The organism is Cribrihabitans pelagius (genome assembly GCF_048820915.1).
GTDB classification, from domain to species: Bacteria; Pseudomonadota; Alphaproteobacteria; order Rhodobacterales; family Rhodobacteraceae; genus Cribrihabitans_A; species Cribrihabitans_A pelagius.
In genome coordinates, this window is sequence record NZ_JBMERR010000011.1 from 40,780 (window position 1) to 60,512 (window position 19,733).

At 70.5% G+C, this 19,733-nt stretch carries 16 protein-coding genes; 12 read left to right on the plus strand and 4 right to left on the minus strand.

All coding sequences use genetic code 11. The features are described from left to right. Positions 1-25: 25 nt before the first annotated feature. Positions 26-1,000 (plus strand): D-2-hydroxyacid dehydrogenase family protein, encoded by a 975-nt coding sequence (locus tag ACOHX0_RS11315; protein WP_420676817.1) that lies wholly within the window; start codon positions 26-28, stop codon positions 998-1,000. Here ACOHX0_RS11315 and ACOHX0_RS11320 read toward each other — a convergent pair. Then, positions 975-2,030: an AbrB family transcriptional regulator gene (locus ACOHX0_RS11320; protein WP_420676819.1), complete on the minus strand. Its 1,056-nt coding sequence runs from the start codon at positions 2,028-2,030 to the stop codon at positions 975-977. The genes ACOHX0_RS11315 and ACOHX0_RS11320 overlap by 26 nt on opposite strands. Before the next feature lie 87 nt (positions 2,031-2,117). Between ACOHX0_RS11320 and ACOHX0_RS11325 the strand changes: the two genes are divergently transcribed. Further along, entirely contained in the window at positions 2,118-2,798 is a 681-nt protein-coding gene (locus tag ACOHX0_RS11325; RefSeq protein WP_420676820.1) for a GntR family transcriptional regulator, read from the plus strand. 37 nt (positions 2,799-2,835) lie between these two features. Here ACOHX0_RS11325 and ACOHX0_RS11330 read toward each other — a convergent pair whose 3' ends face one another. Then, positions 2,836-3,519: an IclR family transcriptional regulator gene (locus ACOHX0_RS11330; RefSeq protein ID WP_420676821.1), complete on the minus strand. Its 684-nt coding sequence runs from the start codon at positions 3,517-3,519 to the stop codon at positions 2,836-2,838. 115 nt (positions 3,520-3,634) lie between these two features. Here ACOHX0_RS11330 and ACOHX0_RS11335 point away from each other — a divergent pair, with 115 nt between their 5' ends. The 8 genes from ACOHX0_RS11335 to ACOHX0_RS11370 all read left to right on the plus strand — a co-directional run bounded on the left by ACOHX0_RS11335 (position 3,635) and on the right by ACOHX0_RS11370 (position 14,648). Beyond that, positions 3,635-4,828: a CaiB/BaiF CoA transferase family protein gene (locus ACOHX0_RS11335; RefSeq protein ID WP_420676822.1), complete on the plus strand. Its 1,194-nt coding sequence runs from the start codon at positions 3,635-3,637 to the stop codon at positions 4,826-4,828. After that, positions 4,825-5,643 carry a citryl-CoA lyase gene (locus tag ACOHX0_RS11340; RefSeq protein ID WP_420676823.1) on the plus strand — a complete coding sequence of 273 codons (819 nt, stop codon included), beginning with the start codon at positions 4,825-4,827 and terminating at the stop codon, positions 5,641-5,643. Before ACOHX0_RS11335 ends, ACOHX0_RS11340 begins: the two co-directional genes overlap by 4 nt. A gap of 79 nt (positions 5,644-5,722) precedes the next feature. Then, positions 5,723-6,430, plus strand: a complete 708-nt coding sequence (locus tag ACOHX0_RS11345; RefSeq protein ID WP_420676824.1) for an ABC transporter ATP-binding protein — start codon at positions 5,723-5,725, stop codon at positions 6,428-6,430. Between the two features lie 3 nt (positions 6,431-6,433). After that, positions 6,434-8,791, plus strand: a complete 2,358-nt coding sequence (locus tag ACOHX0_RS11350) for an ABC transporter permease (protein ID WP_420676825.1) — start codon at positions 6,434-6,436, stop codon at positions 8,789-8,791. Between the two features lie 4 nt (positions 8,792-8,795). After that, positions 8,796-9,998: an efflux RND transporter periplasmic adaptor subunit gene (locus ACOHX0_RS11355; protein WP_420676827.1), complete on the plus strand. Its 1,203-nt coding sequence runs from the start codon at positions 8,796-8,798 to the stop codon at positions 9,996-9,998. Positions 9,999-10,032: 34 nt separating this feature from the next. After that, positions 10,033-12,672, plus strand: coding sequence for a cation-translocating P-type ATPase (locus tag ACOHX0_RS11360; protein ID WP_420676828.1), 2,640 nt, complete (start codon positions 10,033-10,035; stop codon positions 12,670-12,672). Between the two features lie 44 nt (positions 12,673-12,716). Continuing rightward, a complete protein-coding gene (locus ACOHX0_RS11365; protein WP_420676830.1) occupies positions 12,717-13,436 on the plus strand; it encodes a VIT1/CCC1 transporter family protein in 720 nt (239 codons plus the stop codon). Positions 13,437-13,502: 66 nt separating this feature from the next. Beyond that, positions 13,503-14,648, plus strand: coding sequence for a site-2 protease family protein (locus ACOHX0_RS11370; protein WP_420676831.1), 1,146 nt, complete (start codon positions 13,503-13,505; stop codon positions 14,646-14,648). On the opposite strand, the gene ACOHX0_RS11375 is transcribed toward ACOHX0_RS11370, so the two are convergent. Together ACOHX0_RS11375 and ACOHX0_RS11380 are read right to left on the minus strand one after the other, a co-directional pair. Beyond that, on the minus strand, positions 14,645-15,457 hold the full coding sequence (locus ACOHX0_RS11375; protein ID WP_420676833.1) for a formate/nitrite transporter family protein: 813 nt from the start codon (positions 15,455-15,457) through the stop codon (positions 14,645-14,647). The genes ACOHX0_RS11370 and ACOHX0_RS11375 overlap by 4 nt on opposite strands. A 43-nt stretch (positions 15,458-15,500) precedes the next feature. Further along, positions 15,501-16,346: a universal stress protein gene (locus ACOHX0_RS11380; protein ID WP_420676834.1), complete on the minus strand. Its 846-nt coding sequence runs from the start codon at positions 16,344-16,346 to the stop codon at positions 15,501-15,503. A gap of 193 nt (positions 16,347-16,539) precedes the next feature. Between ACOHX0_RS11380 and ACOHX0_RS11385 the strand changes: the two genes are divergently transcribed. Beyond that, positions 16,540-18,975: a Lon protease family protein gene (locus tag ACOHX0_RS11385; protein WP_420676835.1), complete on the plus strand. Its 2,436-nt coding sequence runs from the start codon at positions 16,540-16,542 to the stop codon at positions 18,973-18,975. Beyond that, positions 18,962-19,705, plus strand: coding sequence for a hypothetical protein (locus ACOHX0_RS11390; protein ID WP_420676837.1), 744 nt, complete (start codon positions 18,962-18,964; stop codon positions 19,703-19,705). The genes ACOHX0_RS11385 and ACOHX0_RS11390 overlap by 14 nt, the downstream gene beginning before the upstream one ends. Positions 19,706-19,733 lie beyond the last annotated feature (28 nt).

The following is a 19,733-nucleotide window of genomic DNA, read 5'->3' on the forward strand; positions in this document are numbered from 1 at the left end:
AGGGCGGCAGGCAAGGGCAACAGGCATGAAGGTCCATATCCTCGACGACTGGTTCGACACCTTGCGCGGCCTGCCGTGCTTCGGGCTTTTGAAGAAACACGAGGTCACGGTGTGGACAGACCATGAACCCGATGAGGCGGCGCTCGCGGCGCGGCTGCAGGACGCCGAGTGCGCCGTGCTGTTCCGCGAGCGCACCCGGGTCACGCGCGGACTGCTGGAGAGGCTGCCGCGGCTGAAGCTGATCTCGCAGCGCGGCGCCTATCCGCATGTGGACGTGCCGGCCTGCACGGACAATGGCGTGCTGCTGTGTTCCAACAAGGGCGCGGACGGCGCGAACTGCGCGGCCGCCGAGCTGACCTTTGCGCTGATCCTGTCGGCGATGCGCCAGCTGCCGCAGCAGATGGCGAGCGTGAAGGCGGGCGGCTGGCAGATCGGCGTAGGCCGGACCCTGCGCGGCCGGCGGCTGGGGCTTTACGGCTATGGCCGCATCGGCCGCGTGGTGGCCGGCTATGCCCGCGCCTTCGGCATGGAAGCGGTCTGGTGGTCCTCCGGGGAGGGCCGCGCGCGGGCCGCGGCTGACGGCGAGACCGTCGCCCCCAGCCGGGAGGCATTTTTTGCGCAGAGCGACGTGGTCTCCCTGCACCTGCGGCTGACACCCGGGACCCGCGGCATCGTCACGGCGCAGGATCTGGCGCAGATGCAGGCGCGCGCGGTGCTGGTGAACACCTCCCGCGCCGGGCTGATCGCGCCGGGTGCGCTGCTAGATGCGCTGAACGCGGGCCGCCCCGGCGTGGCGGCGGTGGACGTGTTCGACCGCGAGCCCCTCACCGATCCCTCGGACCCGCTGCTGGCGCATCCCAACCTGATCGCCACGCCGCACATCGGCTTTGTCACCGAGGACGAGTTCGACAAGCAGTTTTCGGACATCTTCGAGCAGGTGAACGCCTATGCCGAAGGCCGCCCGGTCCACATGATCAATCCGGACGCCGCCGGGCGATAAGCCCCGCCGCAACCGGCGCGCCGACGATCACCAGCACGATCCGGGTCAGGTGGTGGGTGATCACGAACCCGAGGTCGGCGCCGGTGACGATGGCGAGCACCGTCATTTCGGCCTGCCCGCCCGGTGCGAAGGCAAGGAACGCCTCCACCGGGCGGCCCAGCCCGAGCGCGGTGACAAAGGCGGTGAACCCTGCCGCCAGCAGCGCCAGAAGCAGCACGTAGGCCACCCCCGCCAGCACCACCCGCGTCAGCTCCCCCCAGGTGATGCCGAGGAAATGCACGCCGATGCCGCAGCCGATGAAGAACTGCGCCGCAAGGATTGCCTCGGCCGGGGGGCGGAAGTGGATGAACCCCGCAAGCGACAGCGCGGCGGTGGCAATCATCGGCCCCAGGATCGAGGCGCCGAACAGGCCAAGCCGCTCGCCCCCCTTCCAGCCGGTCAGCGCGGCGGCGGCCATCAGCGCAAGCTCGTGCAGCGGCAGCTCCGCGGCGGGCGCGCCGATGGCATTGGTCAGCCCGGCGCCGTAGGCCAGCGTCAGGAACGCGGGGGCCAGCGTCACGATCAGCAGCACCCGCGTGGCGTGGATCAGCGACAGGGTGCGCGGGTCGCCGCCGGCCTCGGCGCCGAAAATCACCATGTCCTGCAGCCCGCCCGGCATTGCCGCGTAATAGGCGGTGGGCGCGTCGAACCCCCAGACCCGGCGGAAGAAGGGCACGCCCACCAGCCCGATCAGTGCGATGAACCCCGGCACCAGCGCGACCGACATCGCCATCTGCGGCAGCTCCTGCAACAGCGCCGGCGTGATCGACGCACCCACCGCCACGCCGAGGATGGTACGCGCCGCGACCGAGACCTGCCCGAAGCCCTTGACCGGCAGATGCGCCAGCGCTGCGATCAGGCAGGCGGCCATCGGGCCGAACAGGAAGGGCAGGGGCAGCGACAGCGCCCAGAACAGCGCCGCGCCAAGGGCTGCCAGGGCAAAGGTCAGGCCGCGCCGGGCGGTCGGTGTCTCCAGAATGGGTCTGCGCATGACGGCCTCCGTCCGGTCTTGACGGGTTTTGTGTACGCCTGTATCCAAGTGGATACAAGAGCCATAAACAGCCGCAGCAAGGACCCGATGGCGCACGACGACAGCACTCCGCAGGGCAATGCCGCCTACATGCGCCTCCTGGCCGAACTGCGCGAGGGGCGGCTGACCCCCGGCGACCGCCTGCGCGAGACCGAGCTGGCCGAGCGGCTCGGGGTTTCCCGCACGCCGGTGCGCGAGGCGATCCGCCAGCTTGAGGCCGACGGCATCGTCACCCATGTGCCGCGGCAGGGCGCCAGCATCCGGACGCTGGATTATGCCGAGGTGATGGAGCTTTACGAGATGCGCGCCGTGCTCGAAGGCACCGCTGCGCGGCTTGCGGCGCGGGCGGCTTCCGACCTCGAGATCGAGGAGCTCTATGACATGAACCGGGCGCTGGCGGCGCTCGGCCATGTGCCGGAGGCCTTCACGCTGAACCGCCAGTTCCACGCGGCGCTGCTGGATGCGGCCAAGAACCGGTTTCTGACGCGTTCGATCCACACCCTGCAGAAGACGCTGCTGATCCTCGGGCCGACCACGCTGACAGAGCCGGACCGGGCCGAAAAGGCGGTGGAGGAGCATTTCGGCGTGCTCGACGCCATCAAGGCGCGCGACGGAGCGCTGGCCGAAGCCGCGATGCGCGCCCATATCGAAACCGCGCAACGGGTGCGGGTGCGGGCGCTGCGCGGCCGGTCCAGCCACGCCCCAGGCTACGATGGCGATCTGCTGTGATCCCTCTCGTTGACGCGGCACCGGGCGGCCGTCCGGCTCAGCTGCCGATCTTTCCGGCGAGGCGGTGCTGGCTGTCCTTGAGCGCGCCGGCCAGCGCGGGCAAGCGGTCATCGCCAAAGCGGGTGATCAGGCCGGAGACGGCCAGCGCCCCCAGCAGCCGGCCCTGCGCGGTCATGACCGGAACGGAGACGGCGGCAACCTCCGGGTCGCGCTCCCCGCGCGAGACGGCATATCCCTCCGCCTGGATCTGAGCATCGGCCTCTTCGGCCCTGCCGGAAAACGCCCGCAGCACCTTGCCGCTTGCGCCCAGCTCCAGCGGCATGCTGGCGCCTTCGGTGATGGAATGGCGGATCGCCCGCACCGGCTCGCTGCGGTAGAGACAGACCCGCGCCTCCCCCTCGCGGACATAGTAGGAGGCGGTCTCCCCCGTGGCATCGGACAGCAGCTTCAGCTCCGGCCGCAGGATCTCCGACAGGTCGAAACTCTGGCGGTAGGCGGAGCCAAGCCGCCAGGCCGCGGGCCCGAGCCGGAACCGCCCCGAGTCCCCGCGCACCAGGTAGCCGAATTTCTCCAGCGACACCGCCATGCGCAGGATGGTGCTTTTGTAAAAGCCTGTCGCCTTGGCGATCTCGGCCAGCGCGAGTTCCGGCGTGTCCCGGGTGAAGCACTCCAGGATCTGCAACGCCCGGTCGACCGCCTCCACACCCTTTGCCTCTGCCATGGCTGCCCCTCCGTCCGATCCTTGACTCACTCAGCGATTCGCCGCTTACTGTTCTAACAAGTGCAATATCGTTCTGTACAGTGGAACTTATACCGGCAAGTCGGGGAGACACGCAATGCACAAACCGCTTGAAGGCATCCGGGTTCTCGACCTGACCAATGTCCTTGCCGGCCCGTTCTGCTGCCACCACCTGGCCCATATGGGGGCCGAGGTGATCAAGGTGGAAGCCGCGGGCCGGGGCGACCTCGCCCGCCAGCTCGGCGCGGACGCGGCGCTGAACGCGAAGGGGATGGGCATCTCTTTCCTGGCCCAGAACGCGGGCAAGCAATCGGTTACGGTCAACCTCAAGCATCCGAAGGGCAAGGCGCTGTTCCTGAAGCTGGCGGAGACCGCCGATGTCGTGGTCGAGAACTTCCGCCCCGGCGTGATGAAGCGCCTCGGCGTCGGCTATGAGACCCTGAAGGAGGTCAATCCGCGGCTGATCTACTGCGCGATTTCGGGCTTCGGCCAGGACGGCCCCTGGATGCACCGCCCGGCTTATGACCAGATCATCCAGGGCGCCTCGGGCGCGATGTCGGTCACCGGCGATCCGGAAGGCGGACCCATGCGCGCGGGCTATCCGGCCGCCGACACCGCGGGCGGCATCACCGCCGCCTTCGCCATCGCCGCGGCGCTCAACGGCACGCCGCGCGGCACCTTCATCGACGTCTCGATGCTGGAATCGATGCTCGCCGCCATGGGCTGGGTGGTGTCGAACTACCTGATCGGCGGTGCCGAGCCGGCCGCGCATGGCAACGAGAACCCGACCTCGGCTCCCTCCGGCACCTTTCAGGCGCAGGGCAGCCTGATCAACATCGCCGCGAACAAGGACGAGCAATGGCGGCTGCTGACCGGCCACCTGGGGCTCGAACACCTGAGGGACCGGCCCGGATATGCCACCCGGGAGGACCGCAAGCGCCACCGGATCCAGCTCAAGGCGGAGCTTGAAACGGTCTTGAAAACGCGGCCCGCGCGGGACTGGGCGAGGGAGCTGAACCGGATCGGCGTGCCCGCGGGCGCGGTGCTCACGGTGCCGGAGATCCTGCAGATGCCGCAGATCACCGGACGCGGGTTCCTGCACCGGTTTGCGGACGTGCCCGGCGCCGGCCGGGACATCGAGGTGGCGACCACCGGCATCAGGCTCGACGGCGCCGCAGCGGCCCCTGCCGCCCCGCCGCCCCGGCTGGGCGAACACAATGCGGAGATCTGGGGGGCGCTGGGTGTCACGGAGCAAGACTTGCAGGAGCTGAAAGAGGACGGCGCGATATGAGCTGCAGCGGAAACGACGTCTCCGACTGGTGGACCACCAGCATTATCGACATGGCCCCGGGCCGGATCCGCTTGCGCGGCAGGGACATCGAGTCCCTGATCGGCAGTATCAGCTTTCCCCAGATGATCTGGCTGATGACCCGCGGCACCCTGCCGTCCGAGGCCGAGGCGCGGCTCCTCGAATGCGCGCTGGTGGCGGCGGTCGACCACGGCCCTCAAGCACCGTCCATCGCCACGGCGCGCATGGCGGTCACCTGCGGGCTGGGACTCAACGGCGCGATGGCCTCGGCGGTGAACATGCTCGGCGATGTGCACGGCGGCGCGGGCGAACAGGCGGTTGAGCTTTACGCCTGGGTGGACGCGGCGGTGCAGGCAGGCCAGCCGCTGGAGGCCGCCGCCGCCGCGATGACCGACAGATGGCAGGCGGAGCGCTCGAAATTCGTACCGGGCTTCGGCCACCGCTTCCACAAGCCCGAAGACCCCCGCGCCCCGCGCCTGCTGGAGCTGGTAGACGAGGCCGCCGAGGCAGGCACCGTCAGCGGCCGCTTCGCCGATATCGGCCGCGCCATGCAGGCGGTGCTGAACAGCTCCAAGGGCAAGCCGGTGCCGATGAACATCGACGGCGCCACCGCGGTGGTCTACGCCGAGCTTGGCTTTGCCGGCCCGCTGGCGCGCGGGCTGTTCTGCCTGTCCCGCTCGGTCGGCGTGATCGCGCATGCCTGGGAGCAGATGAACCAGGGCGGCCGCAACAAGGGGCCGGCACCGCCCGCCTGCGGCTGGACCTATTCCGGTCCGAACCCGATCGCGGGCGCCTGAAATGGCAGCCGGCAGTTGAGCCAGATCATGTCCGCCGCCGCCTCCGCCGTGCCACCCTGCGCGGGGAAAGGAGCGCGCAGTGCAGCAGCCCGTCTTCATCATGAAAGGCGTCACCAAGGTCTATGACACCGGCGGCGCCAAGGTGCATGCGCTGGCCGGGGTCGACCTGGAGCTCTACCGCGGCGAGCTGGCGGTGCTGCTGGGGCCGTCGGGCAGCGGCAAGTCCACGCTGCTCAACATCCTCGGCGGGCTGGACCATGCGACCAGCGGCGCGGTCTGGTTCGGAGACCTTGAGCTCACCGCCCTGCGCGACCGGGCGCTGACCCGCTACCGGCGCGATCATGTCGGCTTCATCTTCCAGTTCTACAACCTCGTGCCCAGCCTCACCGCGCGCGAAAACGTGCAGCTGGTGACCGACGTGGCGCAAGACCCGATGCCCGCGGAGGAGGCGCTGGCGCTGGTCGGGCTTGGCCGCCGGATGGATCACTTCCCGTCCGAGATGTCCGGCGGCGAGCAGCAGCGCGTCGCCATCGCCCGCGCCATCGCCAAGCGGCCGGAGGTGCTGCTGTGCGACGAGCCGACCGGGGCGCTCGACAGCAAAACCGGCATTCAGGTGCTGGAGGCGCTGCACCGGATCAACCGCGAGTTCGGCACCACCACGGTGGTGATCACCCACAACGCCGATATCCGCAAGATGGCGCACCGGGTGATCTACTTTCAGGACGGGCGCATCAGCCGGATCGCGGAAAACCCCGACCGGCTGGCGCCGGCAGAGATCAGCTGGTGAGACATGCAGGCATTGGACAGGAAACTCTTGCGGGATTTCAGGCGGCTCTGGGTGCAGGCGCTGGCAATTGCGCTGGTGCTGGCCTGCGGGGTGGCGATCCTGCTGGCGGCGGTGGGCATGTACCAGGCGCTGGAGGGCACGCGGGAAGCCTATTACGGGCGCAACCGTTTTGCCGATGTCTTTGCCGCCGCGCGCCGGGCGCCGGAAAGCCTGCTGCCCGAAATCGCCGCCATCGAAGGCGTGCTGGCGCTGGACGCGCGGGCCGGGAGCTTCGCCAGCCTCGACATTCCCGGCCGGGCGCAGGGTGCGGTGGGCCGGGTGCTGTCGCTGCCGGAAACCGGCCCGCCGCGGCTGAACCTGCCGGTGCTGCGCCGCGGGACCTGGCCCGCGCGGCCGGGCGAGGTGGTGGTGAACGCGCCCTTTGCCGAGGCCCACCGGCTGGGGCCGGGCGATACCTTCCTGGCCAATCTCGATGGCCGCAAGCAGGCGCTGACCATCGCCGGCACGGCGCTGTCGCCCGAGTTCATCTATACGCTCGGCCCCGGCGCGCTGATGCCCGACAACGCCGCCTTCGGCGTGATCTGGATGCGGCGGCAGGAGGCGGAGGCCGCCTTCGGCATGACCGGCGCCTTCAACGACCTGACCCTCAAGGCCGCCCCCGGCGTCGCGGTGGAGGAGGTGATCCTGCGGCTCGACCAGCTGCTGGAGCCCTACGGCGGGCACGGGGCGGTGACGCGCGCGCAGCACAGCTCGCACGCCATCATCGACGCCGAGATCGCCCAGCTCAGGGGCACCGCGATGGTGCTGCCGCCGATCTTCTTCGGCATCTCGGCCTTTCTGGTCAGCATGGTGATGGGCCGGATCGTGGCACTGGAACGCGCCGAGATCGGCCTGTTGAAGGCAGTGGGCTATTCCGACACCGAGGTCTGCCTGCACTACCTGATGCTGGCCGCGCTGGTGGCGCTGGCGGGGATTGCCATCGGCTGGGCGGCGGGCACCTGGCTGGCGCGGGCGCTGGCGGTGCAATATGCCCGTTTCTTCGACTTTCCCTTCCTGATCTACCGCGTCTCCTACTGGGCCTATGCGATGGCGGCGCTGGCGGCGCTGCTCACCACCACCGCAGGTGCGGCCCGCAGCGCGCTGAAGGCGGCGCGGCTGGCGCCCGCCGTGGCGATGCTGCCGCCCGCGCCGCCGCGGTTCAAGCACAGCGTGGCGGACGTGGTGATGCGGCAGCTGCGCCTGTCGCAGCCGGCGGTGATGATCCTGCGCAGTTTCCTGCGCTGGCCGGGGCGCAGCGCGCTCACCGTTCTGGGGCTGGCGCTGGCAGTGGCCGCCATCGTGTCCTCGGCCTTCTTCTCGGATGCGCTGGACGAGATCGTCGACAGCGCCTTCGTGCAGTCCAACCGGCAGGACGCGCTGCTGATCTTCACCGAAGACCGCCCGGAAACCGTGCTGGAGGAGGCCCGCGGGCTGCCCGGGGTCCTGCAGGCGGAGCTGCTGCAATATGCGCCCGCCATCCTGCGCAACGGGCCGCGCTCCAAACGCGTGGCGATCGAGGCGCGCAGGCCGGATGCGGACCTGAGCCGCGTGCTGGCGAGCAGCGGCCGCGTGGTGAGCGCGCCGCCCGGCGGCATCCTGCTGAGCGAGCGGCTGGCCGCGCAGCTGGACGCCCGGCCGGGCGGTCTGATCGAGGTGCAGTTCACCTCCGGCCGCCACGAGCGCGCCCGGGTGCCGGTGAGCGGCACCGTGCGGCAGTATTTCGGTCTTGGCGCCTATATGGACCACGCCAGCCTCAACGCGCTCCTGCGCCAGGCGCCGCAGGCCTCGGCGGTGAGCCTGAACCTCGACAGCAGCCGCCAGCAGGACCTGCACCGCGCAGTGAAGGAGCTGCCGGCCGCCTCCGGGCTGGTGATGATGGAAGAGATGCGCCGCTCCTTCCGCGAGACGATCCGGCAGAACGTGCTGGTGATGAACACGATCTACACCACCATCGCGGTGCTGATCACCATCGGCGTGGCCTACAACGGCGCCCGCATCCAGCTGTCGGAACGCGCCCGCGAGCTTGCCAGCCTGCGCATCCTGGGGTTTTCGCGCGGTGAGGTCTCCTTCATCCTGGCCGGGGAGATGATGATCCTCGCGCTTCTGGCGCAGCCCCCCGGCTGGCTGATCGGCGCCTGGATCGCGCGCCTTGCGACGGAGAACTTCGCCAGCGATCTCTACACGATCCCGCTGGTGCTGGAGCCCGCCGCCTTCAGCAGGGCGAGCCTGATCGTGCTGGCGGCTGCGCTGGCCTCGGTGCTGGTGGTGCGGCGCAGGCTGGACCGGCTGGACCTCGTGGCGGTGATGAAAACCAGGGAGTGAGCCCATGCAAGTCAACCTGCGCACCGCGGTTCTGCTGCTCACCGGCGGGCTGGTGCTGGCCTCATTGCTCTATGTGACCTTCCGCGAGGAGCCGGTGCCGGTTGATCTGCACGCTGTCAGCCGCGGCCCGATGCAGATCACCATCGACGCCGATGGCAAGACCCGCATCCGCAACCTCTACGAGGTGGCAGCCCCGATTGCCGGCACCGCGCGGCGCGCGCCAGTGCGGGCAGGCGACCGGGTGCTGGCGGGCGAGACCGTGGTGGCGATTGTCGAGCCGGTGCGCTCGTCGCTGCTGGACCTGCGCGCCCGGCTGCAGGCGGAGGCCACGCTGCAGGAGGCCCGCGCGGCGCTGCATGTGGCGGAGGCCGACCTGCAGAAGGCGGCGGAGGACCGCGCCCATGCGCAGAGCCAGTACGGCCGCATGAAGGCGCTGGCCGAGCGCAACGTGGTCTCGCTCACCCAGCTGGAGGATGCGACCCAAAGACTCGCCATCGCCTCCGCCGGGGTGGCGGCGGCGGCGGCGCGGGTGGAGATGTCGCAAGGCACGCTGGAGCGCGCCGAAGCGGCGCTGATCCCGCCCGGGGCCGGCACGCCGGTGCCGGACAGCTGCTGCATCCGCATCACCGCGCCCGCGGACGGGGTGGTGCTGTCGGTGGTGACCATCAGCGAGCGCCCGGTGCTGCCTGGGGCGCTGCTGCTGACGATCGGCGATCCGGGCGATCTGGAACTGGTGGCCGACCTTCTGTCCGCCGATGCGGTGCGCATCGCGCCCGGCGCGCGGGCCAGGATCGAGCGCTGGGGCGGCGCGGAGCCGCTGGAGGCCGAACTCGACCGGATCGACCCGGTCGCGGTCACCAAGGTCTCCGCCCTGGGGATCGAGGAGCAGCGGGTCGATGCCTTCTTCACCCTCACCACGCCGCCGGAGCAGCGCGCGGCGCTGGGGGAGGGGTTCTCGGTCTTTCTGCGCATCGTCGAGTGGGAGGGCGAGGACGTGCTGCGGGTGCCCGTCAGCGCCCTGTTCCGCCGCGGCGGCGCCTGGGCGGCCTATGTGGCGCAAGACGGCCGCGCGGCGGAGCGCGCGCTCACCCTGGGGCGGCGCAACGGCCAGGTTGCCGAGGTGCGCGCGGGGCTTGCGGCGGGTGAGGCGGTGATCCTGCACCCGAGCGACGACGTGGCGGACGGCGTGGCGGTCACCGCGCGCTAGGTCAATTTCCGGAACCACTTGAGGGGCAGACCATATGGACGACATCCAGCAGAAGGCCACCGCAGCTCCGGCGCCGCCGCGGCTCACCGGGCTCAGCCCGCAAGATGTGCAGGCCGCACGCGCGCGCCATGGCTGGAACGAGCTGCCCTCCGGCAAGCGGGTGGGGCCGTTGCGGGTGTTCCTGCGCCAGTTCAGCAATTTCCTGGTGCTGATCCTGATCGCCGCCGGCATCATCGCCTTTGCCTTGCGCGAATATGCCGACACGCTGGCGATTGCGCTGGTGATCGGGCTCAACGGGGTTCTGGGCTTCGTGCAGGAATGGCGGGCCGAAACCGCGCTGCAGGCCCTGCGCAACATGCTCTCGCCCCAGGCGCTGGTGGTGCGGGACGGGCGCGAGCAGGTGATCGCGGCGCGGGAACTGGTGCCGGGTGACCTGGTGATCCTCGACACCGGCGCCCGCATCCCTGCCGATGCCGAATTGCGCGAGGCCGCGGGGCTCCGAGTCGACGAAAGCGCGCTGACCGGGGAATCCGTGCCGGTCAGCAAGACACCGGGGGCGGAGAGCGGCGCGGTCTTTGCGGGCACAATCGTGGTTGCGGGCCGCGCCCTGGGTGAGGTCACCGGCACCGGCGCCGGCACAGCCTTCGGCAAGATCGCGGCGCTCACCGGCTCGGTCGGGCTGAAGAAGACCAACCTTCAGGTGCAGCTCGGCCGGCTTGCCCGGCAGCTCGGCTTTGCGGCGCTGGCGATTGCCGCGGCGATCCTCGCGCTTGGCCTCTACATGGGGCGCGGCACGGCGGAGATGTTCATGACCGCGCTGTCGCTTTCGGTGGCGATGGTGCCCGAAGGCCTGCCCGCGGTGGTCACCATCACGCTGGCGCTGGGGGCGGCGGCGATGGTGCGCCAAAAGGCGCTGGCGCGGCGCCTGCAGGCGGTGGAGACGCTGGGCGCGGCTTCGGTCATCTGCACCGACAAGACCGGCACGCTGACCGAGAACAAGATGACGGTGACCACGCTCTGGACGCTGGACCGCCGCTACGAGGTGACCGGCACCGGCTATGATCCGGCGGGCCATATCGCCTTTGACGGGTCGGTCATCGGCGCCCGCGACGACGCGGTGCTTGGGGCGATCCTGCAGGCCTCGCTCACCTGCACCCATGCCAGCCTCCGCCGCGAGGGGGAGCACTGGCAGATGACCGGCGCCCCGACCGAGGGCGCGCTGGTGACGCTCGCCTACAAGGGCTGGGCCGATCTGCCGGACCCGGACGATACATTGGAGGAGATCCCCTTCAGCAGCGACCGCAAGCGGATGAGCGTGCTGGTGCGCGGCGGCGGCGGCGGGCAGCGGCGCATCTTCACCAAGGGCGCGCCGGAGCAGGTGCTGGCGGTCTGCCCCCGGGTGATGACCCAGGACGGCCCGCGCACCCTGGACCCTGCCGCGCGGCAGGCCATCACCGGCGCCTACGAGGCGATGGCGGCCGAGGGCTTGCGGGTGATCGCGCTCGCCACCCGGCAGACCACGGCTGAGACCATCGCGGAAGAAGACATGGTCTTCCTGGGCCTTGCCGGGCTGATCGACCCGCCCCGGCCCGAGGTGCGCGCCGCCATCGCCGCCGCGCGCTCGGCCGGGATCCGGGTCATCATGATCACCGGCGACAGCCCCCTGACCGCGCAGGCCATTGCCGCCCGGCTCGGCCTGCCCGTGGCGGAGACCGTAACCGGCGCGGCGCTGGAGGAAATGCCGGAGGACGCGCTCTCTGCCCTGTTGCAGAAAAAAGTGCTCTTTGCCCGCACGAGGCCCGCCCACAAGATGCGCATCGTGAAGGCGCTGCAGGCGCAGCATCAGGTGGTGGCGATGACCGGCGACGGGGTGAACGATGCGCCCGCGCTGAAGCAGGCGGACATTGGCGTGTCGATGGGGCTGCGCGGCACCGACGTGGCCAAGGATGCCTCCGACCTCGTGCTGCTCGACGACAATTTCGCCACCATTGTCAGCGCCATCGGCGAGGGCCGGCGGCAGTTCGGCAACGTGCGCAAGTTCGTGCGCTACCTCCTGTCGTCCAATGCGGGCGAGGTGATCGCGCTGATGCTCAACATCCTGATCGGCGGGCCGCTGATATTCCTCGCCACCCAGATCCTCTGGATGAACCTGGTGACCGACGGCGTCACCGCGGTGGCGCTGGGGCTGGAGAAGGGCGAACCGGACCAGATGCAGCACCCGCCGCGGCAGAAGAACACGCCGATCCTCGGGCGCGGCGGGCTGCTCGCGATCCTGGCGCTCGGGCTCTATACCGGGCTGGCGAGCCTCTGGCTGTTCCTGCACCTGCTGCCCGGCGGAGAGGATCTCGCCCGCACTGCCGCCTTCACCGCGATGGTGGTGTTCGAGAAGGCCAGCGTCTTTGCCTTCCGCTCGCTGCACCTGCCGTGCTGGCGGATCGGGTTTTTCTCCAATCCCTTCCTGCTGGCAGCCCTCACGGTGACGCTGGCGGCGCAAGGCGCGGCGGTCTACTGGCCGCCCTTGCAGATCCTGCTGCACACGGTGCCGCTGGGGGGGGGCGAATGGGCGCTGATCGGGCTTCTGGTGCTGCCCATCCTGCTGGTGCCGGAACTGGCCAAGACCCTGGCTTACCTGCGCCGCCGCGGCCCGGGCCGCGCCCGGCCTGCCGCCGCTTGACCTTGCTCAATGCGCGCGGGGTTCCCGCCGGCCACGATGGCGGCATGAAAAGCGACCACGGGCACAGCAAGGCGGAGATCGCCAGCCGCCTTGCGGCGGGCGGCGCCGCCGGCGGCGGGCGGCTGCGCGATGCGGTTTACGGCGGCATGGACGGCGCGGTGACCACCTTTGCCATCGCCGCCGGGGTCGAGGGCGCAGGGCTGGCGCCGTCGGTGGTGATCGTGCTGGGCATCGCCAACGTTCTGGCGGACGGGTTTTCCATGGCCGCCGCCAACTACCTCGCCACCAAGGCGGACCGGGACGAGCGGCGGCGGCTCACCGCGGTGGAGCGGCGCCACATCCGCGACTTCCCCGAAGGCGAGCGCGAGGAGCTGCGCCAGATCCTGCACCAGCTGGGAGTAAGCGGCGCAGCGCTGGAAAGCGCGGTGCGCGCGGTTTCGGCCCGCCCGGAGAAATGGATCGCGCTGATGCTGACCGGTGAATACGGGCTGCCGCCCGCCGCGCCCGACCCTGTGGCGGCGGCGCTCACCACATTCGTGGCCTTCATGCTGGCCGGCAGCGTGCCGCTCCTGCCCTTCATGCTGCCGCTGGCCGATCCCTTTCCGGCCGCCGCCGCCGCCACCGGGGCCGTGTTCTTTGCCATCGGCGCCAGCAAGAGCCGCTGGTCGCTGGCGCGCTGGTACGTCTCGGGGCTTGAGACGCTGCTGATCGGCTCCGGCGCTGCGGCGCTGGCCTATCTGGCGGGCAGCCTATTGCAGGCCTGATGCGGCGGCAAACCACAGGCGATGCGCCGCGCGGGCGCTAGATTGCAGCCAAAGGGAGCAGAACCCATGTTCGAGAACGCTTTCAAGATCGCGACCCTGCAGGGGTTTGACATCAAGATCGACCCCAGCTGGGCGCTGATCGCGGCGCTGATCACCTGGAGCCTGTCGACGCAGTATTTCCCCATGGTCTACCCGGGTGCCACGGGCGGCGCCTACCTGACGCTGGCGCTGCTGGCGATGGCGGGGTTCTTCGGCTCGCTGATCCTGCACGAGCTGGCGCATTCGGTGGTGGCGCGCCGCTACGGGGTGGAGATCAAGGGCATCACGCTGTTCATCTTCGGCGGCGTCGCCGAGCTGGGGGCGGAGCCGGAAACCGCCGTGAGCGAGTTCTGGATCGCCATCGCCGGGCCCTTGATGAGCTTTGCCCTCGCCGCGGGCTTCGGGCTGCTGGCGCAGGCGGGCGGGGCGGGCGCGCCGGAGATGGCGCTGAATCATGTGCTCTCCTACCTCGCGCTGATCAACCTGGTGCTGGCGGTCTTCAACCTGCTGCCCGCCTTCCCGCTCGACGGCGGCCGCATCCTGCGGGCCTGGCTCTGGCACCGGGGGCGGGATTTGCTGCAGGCCACCGCCATCGCCGCGCGGACCAGCAGCTACCTCGCCTATGCGCTGATCGCGCTTGGCGTGATCGGCCTGTTTTCCGGCAATACGGTGGCGGCGCTCTGGCAGGTGCTGATCGGGCTCTTCGTGCTGGCGGCGGCGCGGGGCACCTATGCGCATCAGCTGCAGGTCTCCGCCTTCGAGGGCAAGACGGTGGCCGCGATGATGACGCGGGAGGTGGTGCGGGTGGCGCCGGACATGAGCCTTGCCGACACCGTGAACCAGGTCATGCTGCCGTCGCGCCACTCCTTCCTGCCGGTGGAGGACGCGGGGGTGCTCTTGGGCTATATCGATTCCGCCACGCTGGCGAAGGTCCCGCGCGAGGAGTGGCTGCGCACGGCCGTGGGCGATGTCTGCGTGCCGCTGGAGGCGTCGGGCGCGATCCCGCTGGACATGCCGGTGCCGGATCTGATGCGCCGGATCTCCGGGACCAAGCAGCGCAAGTTCCTGGTTGCCGAGGGGCGCCGCCTCCTGGGGGTGATCACGCTGGCGGATCTGATGAGCTATCTCGCGGTGCTGCAGGAAACCCGGATGCCGAAGGGCGGGCCGCGCTAGGGGCGGGGGCGGGGCGCAGGCGCCGCCAGCCGCGAGCCGCCGCGGAAGGCGAACCAGTAGGCCAGCGCCACGCCGCCCGCGCCGCCCGCGATATTGCCGAGACTCACCCAGAACAGATTGGCCGCCGCAGCGGCCGGCGGCACCGCGGCACCGGCGGCCCAGCCCTGCGGCAGGAGGTACATGTTGGCCACCGAATGTTCGAGGCCCAGCAGCACAAACGCCGTGACCGGCCACAGCACCGCAAGGATCTTGCCGGCAGCGCTCCTGGCCGCGAAGGAGAGCCAGACCGCAAGGCACACCAGCCCGTTGCACAGCACCCCGCGCAGGAAGGCCTCGCCCGGCGCCAGCGCCGCCTTGGTTTCGGCCATCGCCATGGCAGTGGCGCCCATCGGCCCCTCCAGAAGCCCGGTTCCGGCAAAGGCTGCCGCCAATGCGGCCGCCCCCGCCAGATTGCCGGCATAGACGACAGCCCAGCAGCGGGTCAGCTGAGCGAGGGTGATCCGGCGGTCGACCGCGGCCATCACCATCAGCACATTGCCGGTGAACAGCTCCGCCCCGCCCACCACCACCAGGATCAGCCCGAGCGAGAACACCGCCCCGCCCAGCACCCGCACAGGTCCGGAAACCGGGTCCGCGCCGGTCATGGTCATCGTATAGGCCGCCGCGCCAAAGCCGATGAAGGCCCCCGCCAGCAGCGCCAGAACAAACATCTGCCGGACCGGCAGCCGCGCCTTGGCAGCCCCTGCCGCCTCCACCCGGGCGGCGATCTCGGCAGGGGCATAGGCGTCGAAACTGGCGTGGCCGGTCACCTGCTCTCTCCCGTCTTGTGCCGGGTCCGGAGCACCGGCCGGCTCAATGGGCAAACAGCACGGGAATGTCGTGCTGCTCCATCATCGTGCGGGTGGTGCCGCCAAACACCGCCTCGCGCAGGCGGGAGTGGCCATAGGCCCCCATCACCACCATCTCCGCGCCGCATTCCGCCGCGCGCTCGGCGATGCAGCGGCCGATCTCATGCCCGCCGCTCGGGTATTGCGACACCGTCACGGTGCAGCCGTGATGGCTGAGCCAGCCCGCAAGGTCCGTGCCGGGGTCCTCGCCGTCGCGATCCGTCGACATCTCCGGGTCGAAGCAGCCGATCACCACCTCGTGCGCCTGCAGGAAATAGGGCAGCGCCGCATGGGCCGCGCGCGCCGCGGCGAGGCTGCTGTTCCAGGCGAGGAAGATGCGCTCGTAAGGCACCAGCGGGTCGCCGTTCACCATCAGCGGCACCGGCGAGTTGAACAGGATGCCGTGCGAGGCCTCGCGGAACAGGTCGGCATCGGCACGAAGCCCGTCCGCCGCCTGCGCCACGTCGCAGGAGGCCGCGCGCTGCGCTGCATAAAGCCGGATGTCCGCGCCCGAGGCGACCGCATACTGGACGTCGCCCGCGCAGCCCGCCTGCGCCAGCAGGGCTTCGATCTCCGCGGCGCGCCCGGCGGCGGCGCTGCGCGTTTCGCGCAGGAGGTCGGGCCAGTTGTCGGGCAGCACCACGCCGCCCATCGCCGCGCCGCCGTAGACGAAGCTTGGCAGGCCGGGCAGCGTGTCCAGCAGCAGGCAGGCCAGATGCGCCTCCCCGCCGCGGGCGTTCTCGGCGGCGGCGCTGACTGCGGCGCCGGGTGTCTCGGGGGTGAGCACGAAAAGCGAAGTTCTGCGTTGCATAGGAGCCTCCTGCCAGCGGGTTGCGGCGGGCGTCCTGCCTGCCGCCTTGCCAGTAGAGCAGCCTGGCCGCGCGGCGCCATGATCCGGATCAATCCGAAAGCGCCGCCGCCGTGGCAAACTGAAGCGGCAGCGGGCGGCGGCGCGAGCAGGGGACTCCGCACCTCCGCCGCCCCTTCGGCCACGGGAGAGCTCAATGGCAGACCACCTCGGACCCGCGCCCCTGACCGCGGAGCAGCTGCAGCCCGCGCTGCCCGCCGGGGCGCTGCGCTTTACCCTGACGGACGAGCTGGACGCCGCCGCCGGCTGGCTGGGCCAGGACCGGGCGGTCGATGCGATCCGGATGGCGGCCCTGGTCCCGCATGAGGATTTCCACGTCTTCGTCCTGGGGGAGCCCGGCAGCGGCCGCCATGCGATTGCCCATTCGATCCTCGAAACCATCGCTCGGGACCGGCCCGGCGCCGGCGACTGGGTCTATGTCAACAACTTCGAGATGCCGCACAAGCCGGCCGCCATCCGCCTGCCCGCGGGCGATGCCTGCCGCCTGCGCCGGATGATGGAGGCGCTGGTGGACGATCTGGCCGGCCAGATCCCGGCGCTGTTCGACTCCGAGGACTACCAGGCCCGGCGCCGCACAATGGAGGAGGCGTTCGCCGCCGAGCATGAAAGCGGGATGGCGGCGGTGTTCGAGGCCGCGCGGAAGGCAAATGTCGCCATCATGCGCACACCCGCCGGGTTCAGCTTTGCCGGGCTGCGCGACGGCAACGTGCTGTCGCAGGAGGAGTTCGACGCGCTGAGCGCGGAGGAGCGCAAAGCGCTGGAAGACGCGATCGAGGCGATCCAGAAGCAGATCTCGGAGGTGCTGACATCGGTGCCGAAACGCGAGAAGGAGCACCGGCGGCAGGTGGAACAGCTGAACGCCCAGCTGGCCTCCCGCGGGGTGGAGGAGGCGATCCGCGAGGTGCAGGAGGCCTTCGCCGGTGAGGCGGCGGTGCTGCGCTATCTGGACGCCGTGCGCAGCGATCTCATCAAGCACGCCGAGTTGTTCCTGAAAACCGGCAGCGAAGAGAGCGCGGGGCCGTTCCCGGGGGCTACCGGCCGCCATTTCGAAGAGCCCCAGTTCCAGCGCTACCGCGTCAACGTGATGGTGACGAACGGCGGCGGCACCCCTGGCGCACCCGTCGTCAAGGAAGAGCTGCCGAGCCTGCCGAACCTGATCGGGCGCATCGAATATGCCTCCGAACAGGGCGCGCTGGTCACCGATTTCACGATGATCAGACCGGGTGCGCTGCACCGCGCGAACGGCGGCTACCTGGTGCTCGACGTGCGCCAGGTGCTGAGCGAGCCCCTGGCCTGGGACGCCCTGAAACGCTGCCTCAGGACCGGGCAGATCGCGATCTACTCCCCCGGCGAGCGGCTGAGCCTGGTTTCCACCGTGTCGCTGGAGCCCGATCCGGTGCCGCTCAGCGTGCGGGTCGTGCTGATCGGCGAGCGGATGCACTACTACCTGCTGTCGGCGCTGGACCCGGATTTCCTCCAGCTGTTCAAGCTGGAGGCCGATTTCGACGACCATCTGCCGCTCACCGGCGCGGAGGCGGCGGACGCTTACGCGCAGGTGATCGCCGCGCTGGTGCGGCGCGCCGGAACCCGGCCGCTGGACCGGCCCGCGGTGGAGCGGCTCTTGCGCGAAAGCATGCGCATGGCGGGCGATGCGGAGCGGCTGTCGCTGAATTTCAGCCGCCTCTCCGACCTGTTGCGCGAGGCCGAATACTGGGCCGGGGACGGCAGGACCCCGCATATCGGCGCGGAGCATATCGAAAAGGCGGTGGCGGAGAAGGAGCGCCGGGCCGGCCGGGTGCAGGCGCTTGGCCTGGAGGCGATCCGCCGCGGCACGGTGATGATCGGCACCGAAGGGGCGCGCGTGGGCCAGATCAATGCGCTCTCGGTGCTGCAGATCGGCGGCTACAGCTTCGGCAAGCCGTCGCGGCTCACCGCCCGCACCCGCCCCGGCTCCGGCAAGCTGGTGGACATCGAGCGCGAGACCGAACTGGGCGGGCCGATCCATTCCAAGGGGATGCTGATCCTGCAGGGCTACCTCGCCGCGACCTATGCCACCAAGGCGCCCTTGTCGCTCTGGGCCAGCCTGGTGTTCGAGCAGAGCTATGGCGGGGTGGAAGGCGACAGCGCCTCCGCGGCGGAGCTGATCGCGCTGCTTTCCGCGCTGGCGGAGGTGCCGCTGGACCAGTCCTTTGCGATCACCGGGTCGGTCAACCAGTTTGGCGACATCCAGGCAATCGGCGGGGTGAACCAGAAGATCGAGGGCTTCTTCGACCTCTGCGCGGCGCGCGGCCTGACCGGCCGCCAGGGGGTGCTGATCCCGGCTGCCAACACCCGCCACCTGATGCTGCGCCAGCGCGTGGCGGATGCGGCGCGGCAGGGCCGCTTCCGGGTCGTTCCGATGGCCACGGTCAGCGACGGGATCGAGGTGCTGACCGGGCTGGAAGCCGGGGTGCGCGGCGCCGGCGGGGCCTTTCCCGAAGCCAGCCTGAACCGCCTGGTGGAAGACCGGCTGACAGCCTTTGCCGGCATCCGCAAGGCTTTTGCGAGGGAGGCCGGACATGACGCAGGCTGATACCGGCGGCGGCGGCGCGGCCGGGCGCGCCCGGGTGATCCTGGGGGCCAGCTGCTACCCCGATGCCGAGGCCGCCCTGGCGCTGGCGATGGAGCTTGCCCGCAACCTCGGGGCGGAGCTGCAAGGCGTCTTCGTGCGGGAAACCGCGGTGCTGGCCGCCACCTACTCCTATGCCCGCGTGGTGACCTACTCCGGCCGGCAGGAAGCCGGGCTGAACGCGGCGGCGATGGCGCGTGCGCTGCAAGCGGATGCCAGGCGGTTCGAGGGTTTGCTGGCCCGCCGGACCCGGGCTGCGGCGCTGAACAGCTCCTTCCGCGAGGCCGAGGGCCATCTGCAGGACGCGCTGAGCCAGACGGCGCGGGCGGGCGACCTTCTGGTGCTCGGGTACAAGCCGGTGCTGCGCGCGGCCGGCTGCCTGGCGCTGATCCTGGCGGAAGGGCAGGCGGTGCCGGACTATGCCGTCCGGCTGGCACGAAAGGCGGGCAAGCCGCTGGTCGTGCTGGTCGCCTGCACCGGCGCGGCCGGGGCCCCGCAAGGCGCGGTGCCGCAGACCGCAGGCGGCAGCGCCATCGAGACCAGGCGCTGCACCCCGCCCGGCACCCTGCTCAGGCATCTGGAGCACATGAGCCCTGCCGCCGTCCTCATCGCGGCACCGCTCGCGGGCCTGCCCTCCATCGCCCGCATCCAGGATGCGGCGCGCTGCCCGGTTGTCATCCAGTGCGAGGGATGACGTCCCGGGCGGGCGCGATTGATGCAAA

Coding starts and splice junctions, on each gene's coding strand:
- ACOHX0_RS11320 (WP_420676819.1), bottom strand. CDS start 2,030: ATGCGCAGACCCATTCTGGAGACACCGACCGCCCGGCGCGGCCTGACC.
- ACOHX0_RS11390 (WP_420676837.1), top strand. CDS start 18,962: ATGACGCAGGCTGATACCGGCGGCGGCGGCGCGGCCGGGCGCGCCCGG.
- ACOHX0_RS11335 (WP_420676822.1), top strand. CDS start 3,635: ATGCACAAACCGCTTGAAGGCATCCGGGTTCTCGACCTGACCAATGTC.
- ACOHX0_RS11325 (WP_420676820.1), top strand. CDS start 2,118: ATGGCGCACGACGACAGCACTCCGCAGGGCAATGCCGCCTACATGCGC.
- ACOHX0_RS11330 (WP_420676821.1), bottom strand. CDS start 3,519: ATGGCAGAGGCAAAGGGTGTGGAGGCGGTCGACCGGGCGTTGCAGATC.
- ACOHX0_RS11365 (WP_420676830.1), top strand. CDS start 12,717: ATGAAAAGCGACCACGGGCACAGCAAGGCGGAGATCGCCAGCCGCCTT.
- ACOHX0_RS11380 (WP_420676834.1), bottom strand. CDS start 16,346: ATGCAACGCAGAACTTCGCTTTTCGTGCTCACCCCCGAGACACCCGGC.
- ACOHX0_RS11340 (WP_420676823.1), top strand. CDS start 4,825: ATGAGCTGCAGCGGAAACGACGTCTCCGACTGGTGGACCACCAGCATT.
- ACOHX0_RS11350 (WP_420676825.1), top strand. CDS start 6,434: ATGCAGGCATTGGACAGGAAACTCTTGCGGGATTTCAGGCGGCTCTGG.
- ACOHX0_RS11385 (WP_420676835.1), top strand. CDS start 16,540: ATGGCAGACCACCTCGGACCCGCGCCCCTGACCGCGGAGCAGCTGCAG.
- ACOHX0_RS11355 (WP_420676827.1), top strand. CDS start 8,796: ATGCAAGTCAACCTGCGCACCGCGGTTCTGCTGCTCACCGGCGGGCTG.
- ACOHX0_RS11370 (WP_420676831.1), top strand. CDS start 13,503: ATGTTCGAGAACGCTTTCAAGATCGCGACCCTGCAGGGGTTTGACATC.
- ACOHX0_RS11315 (WP_420676817.1), top strand. CDS start 26: ATGAAGGTCCATATCCTCGACGACTGGTTCGACACCTTGCGCGGCCTG.
- ACOHX0_RS11360 (WP_420676828.1), top strand. CDS start 10,033: ATGGACGACATCCAGCAGAAGGCCACCGCAGCTCCGGCGCCGCCGCGG.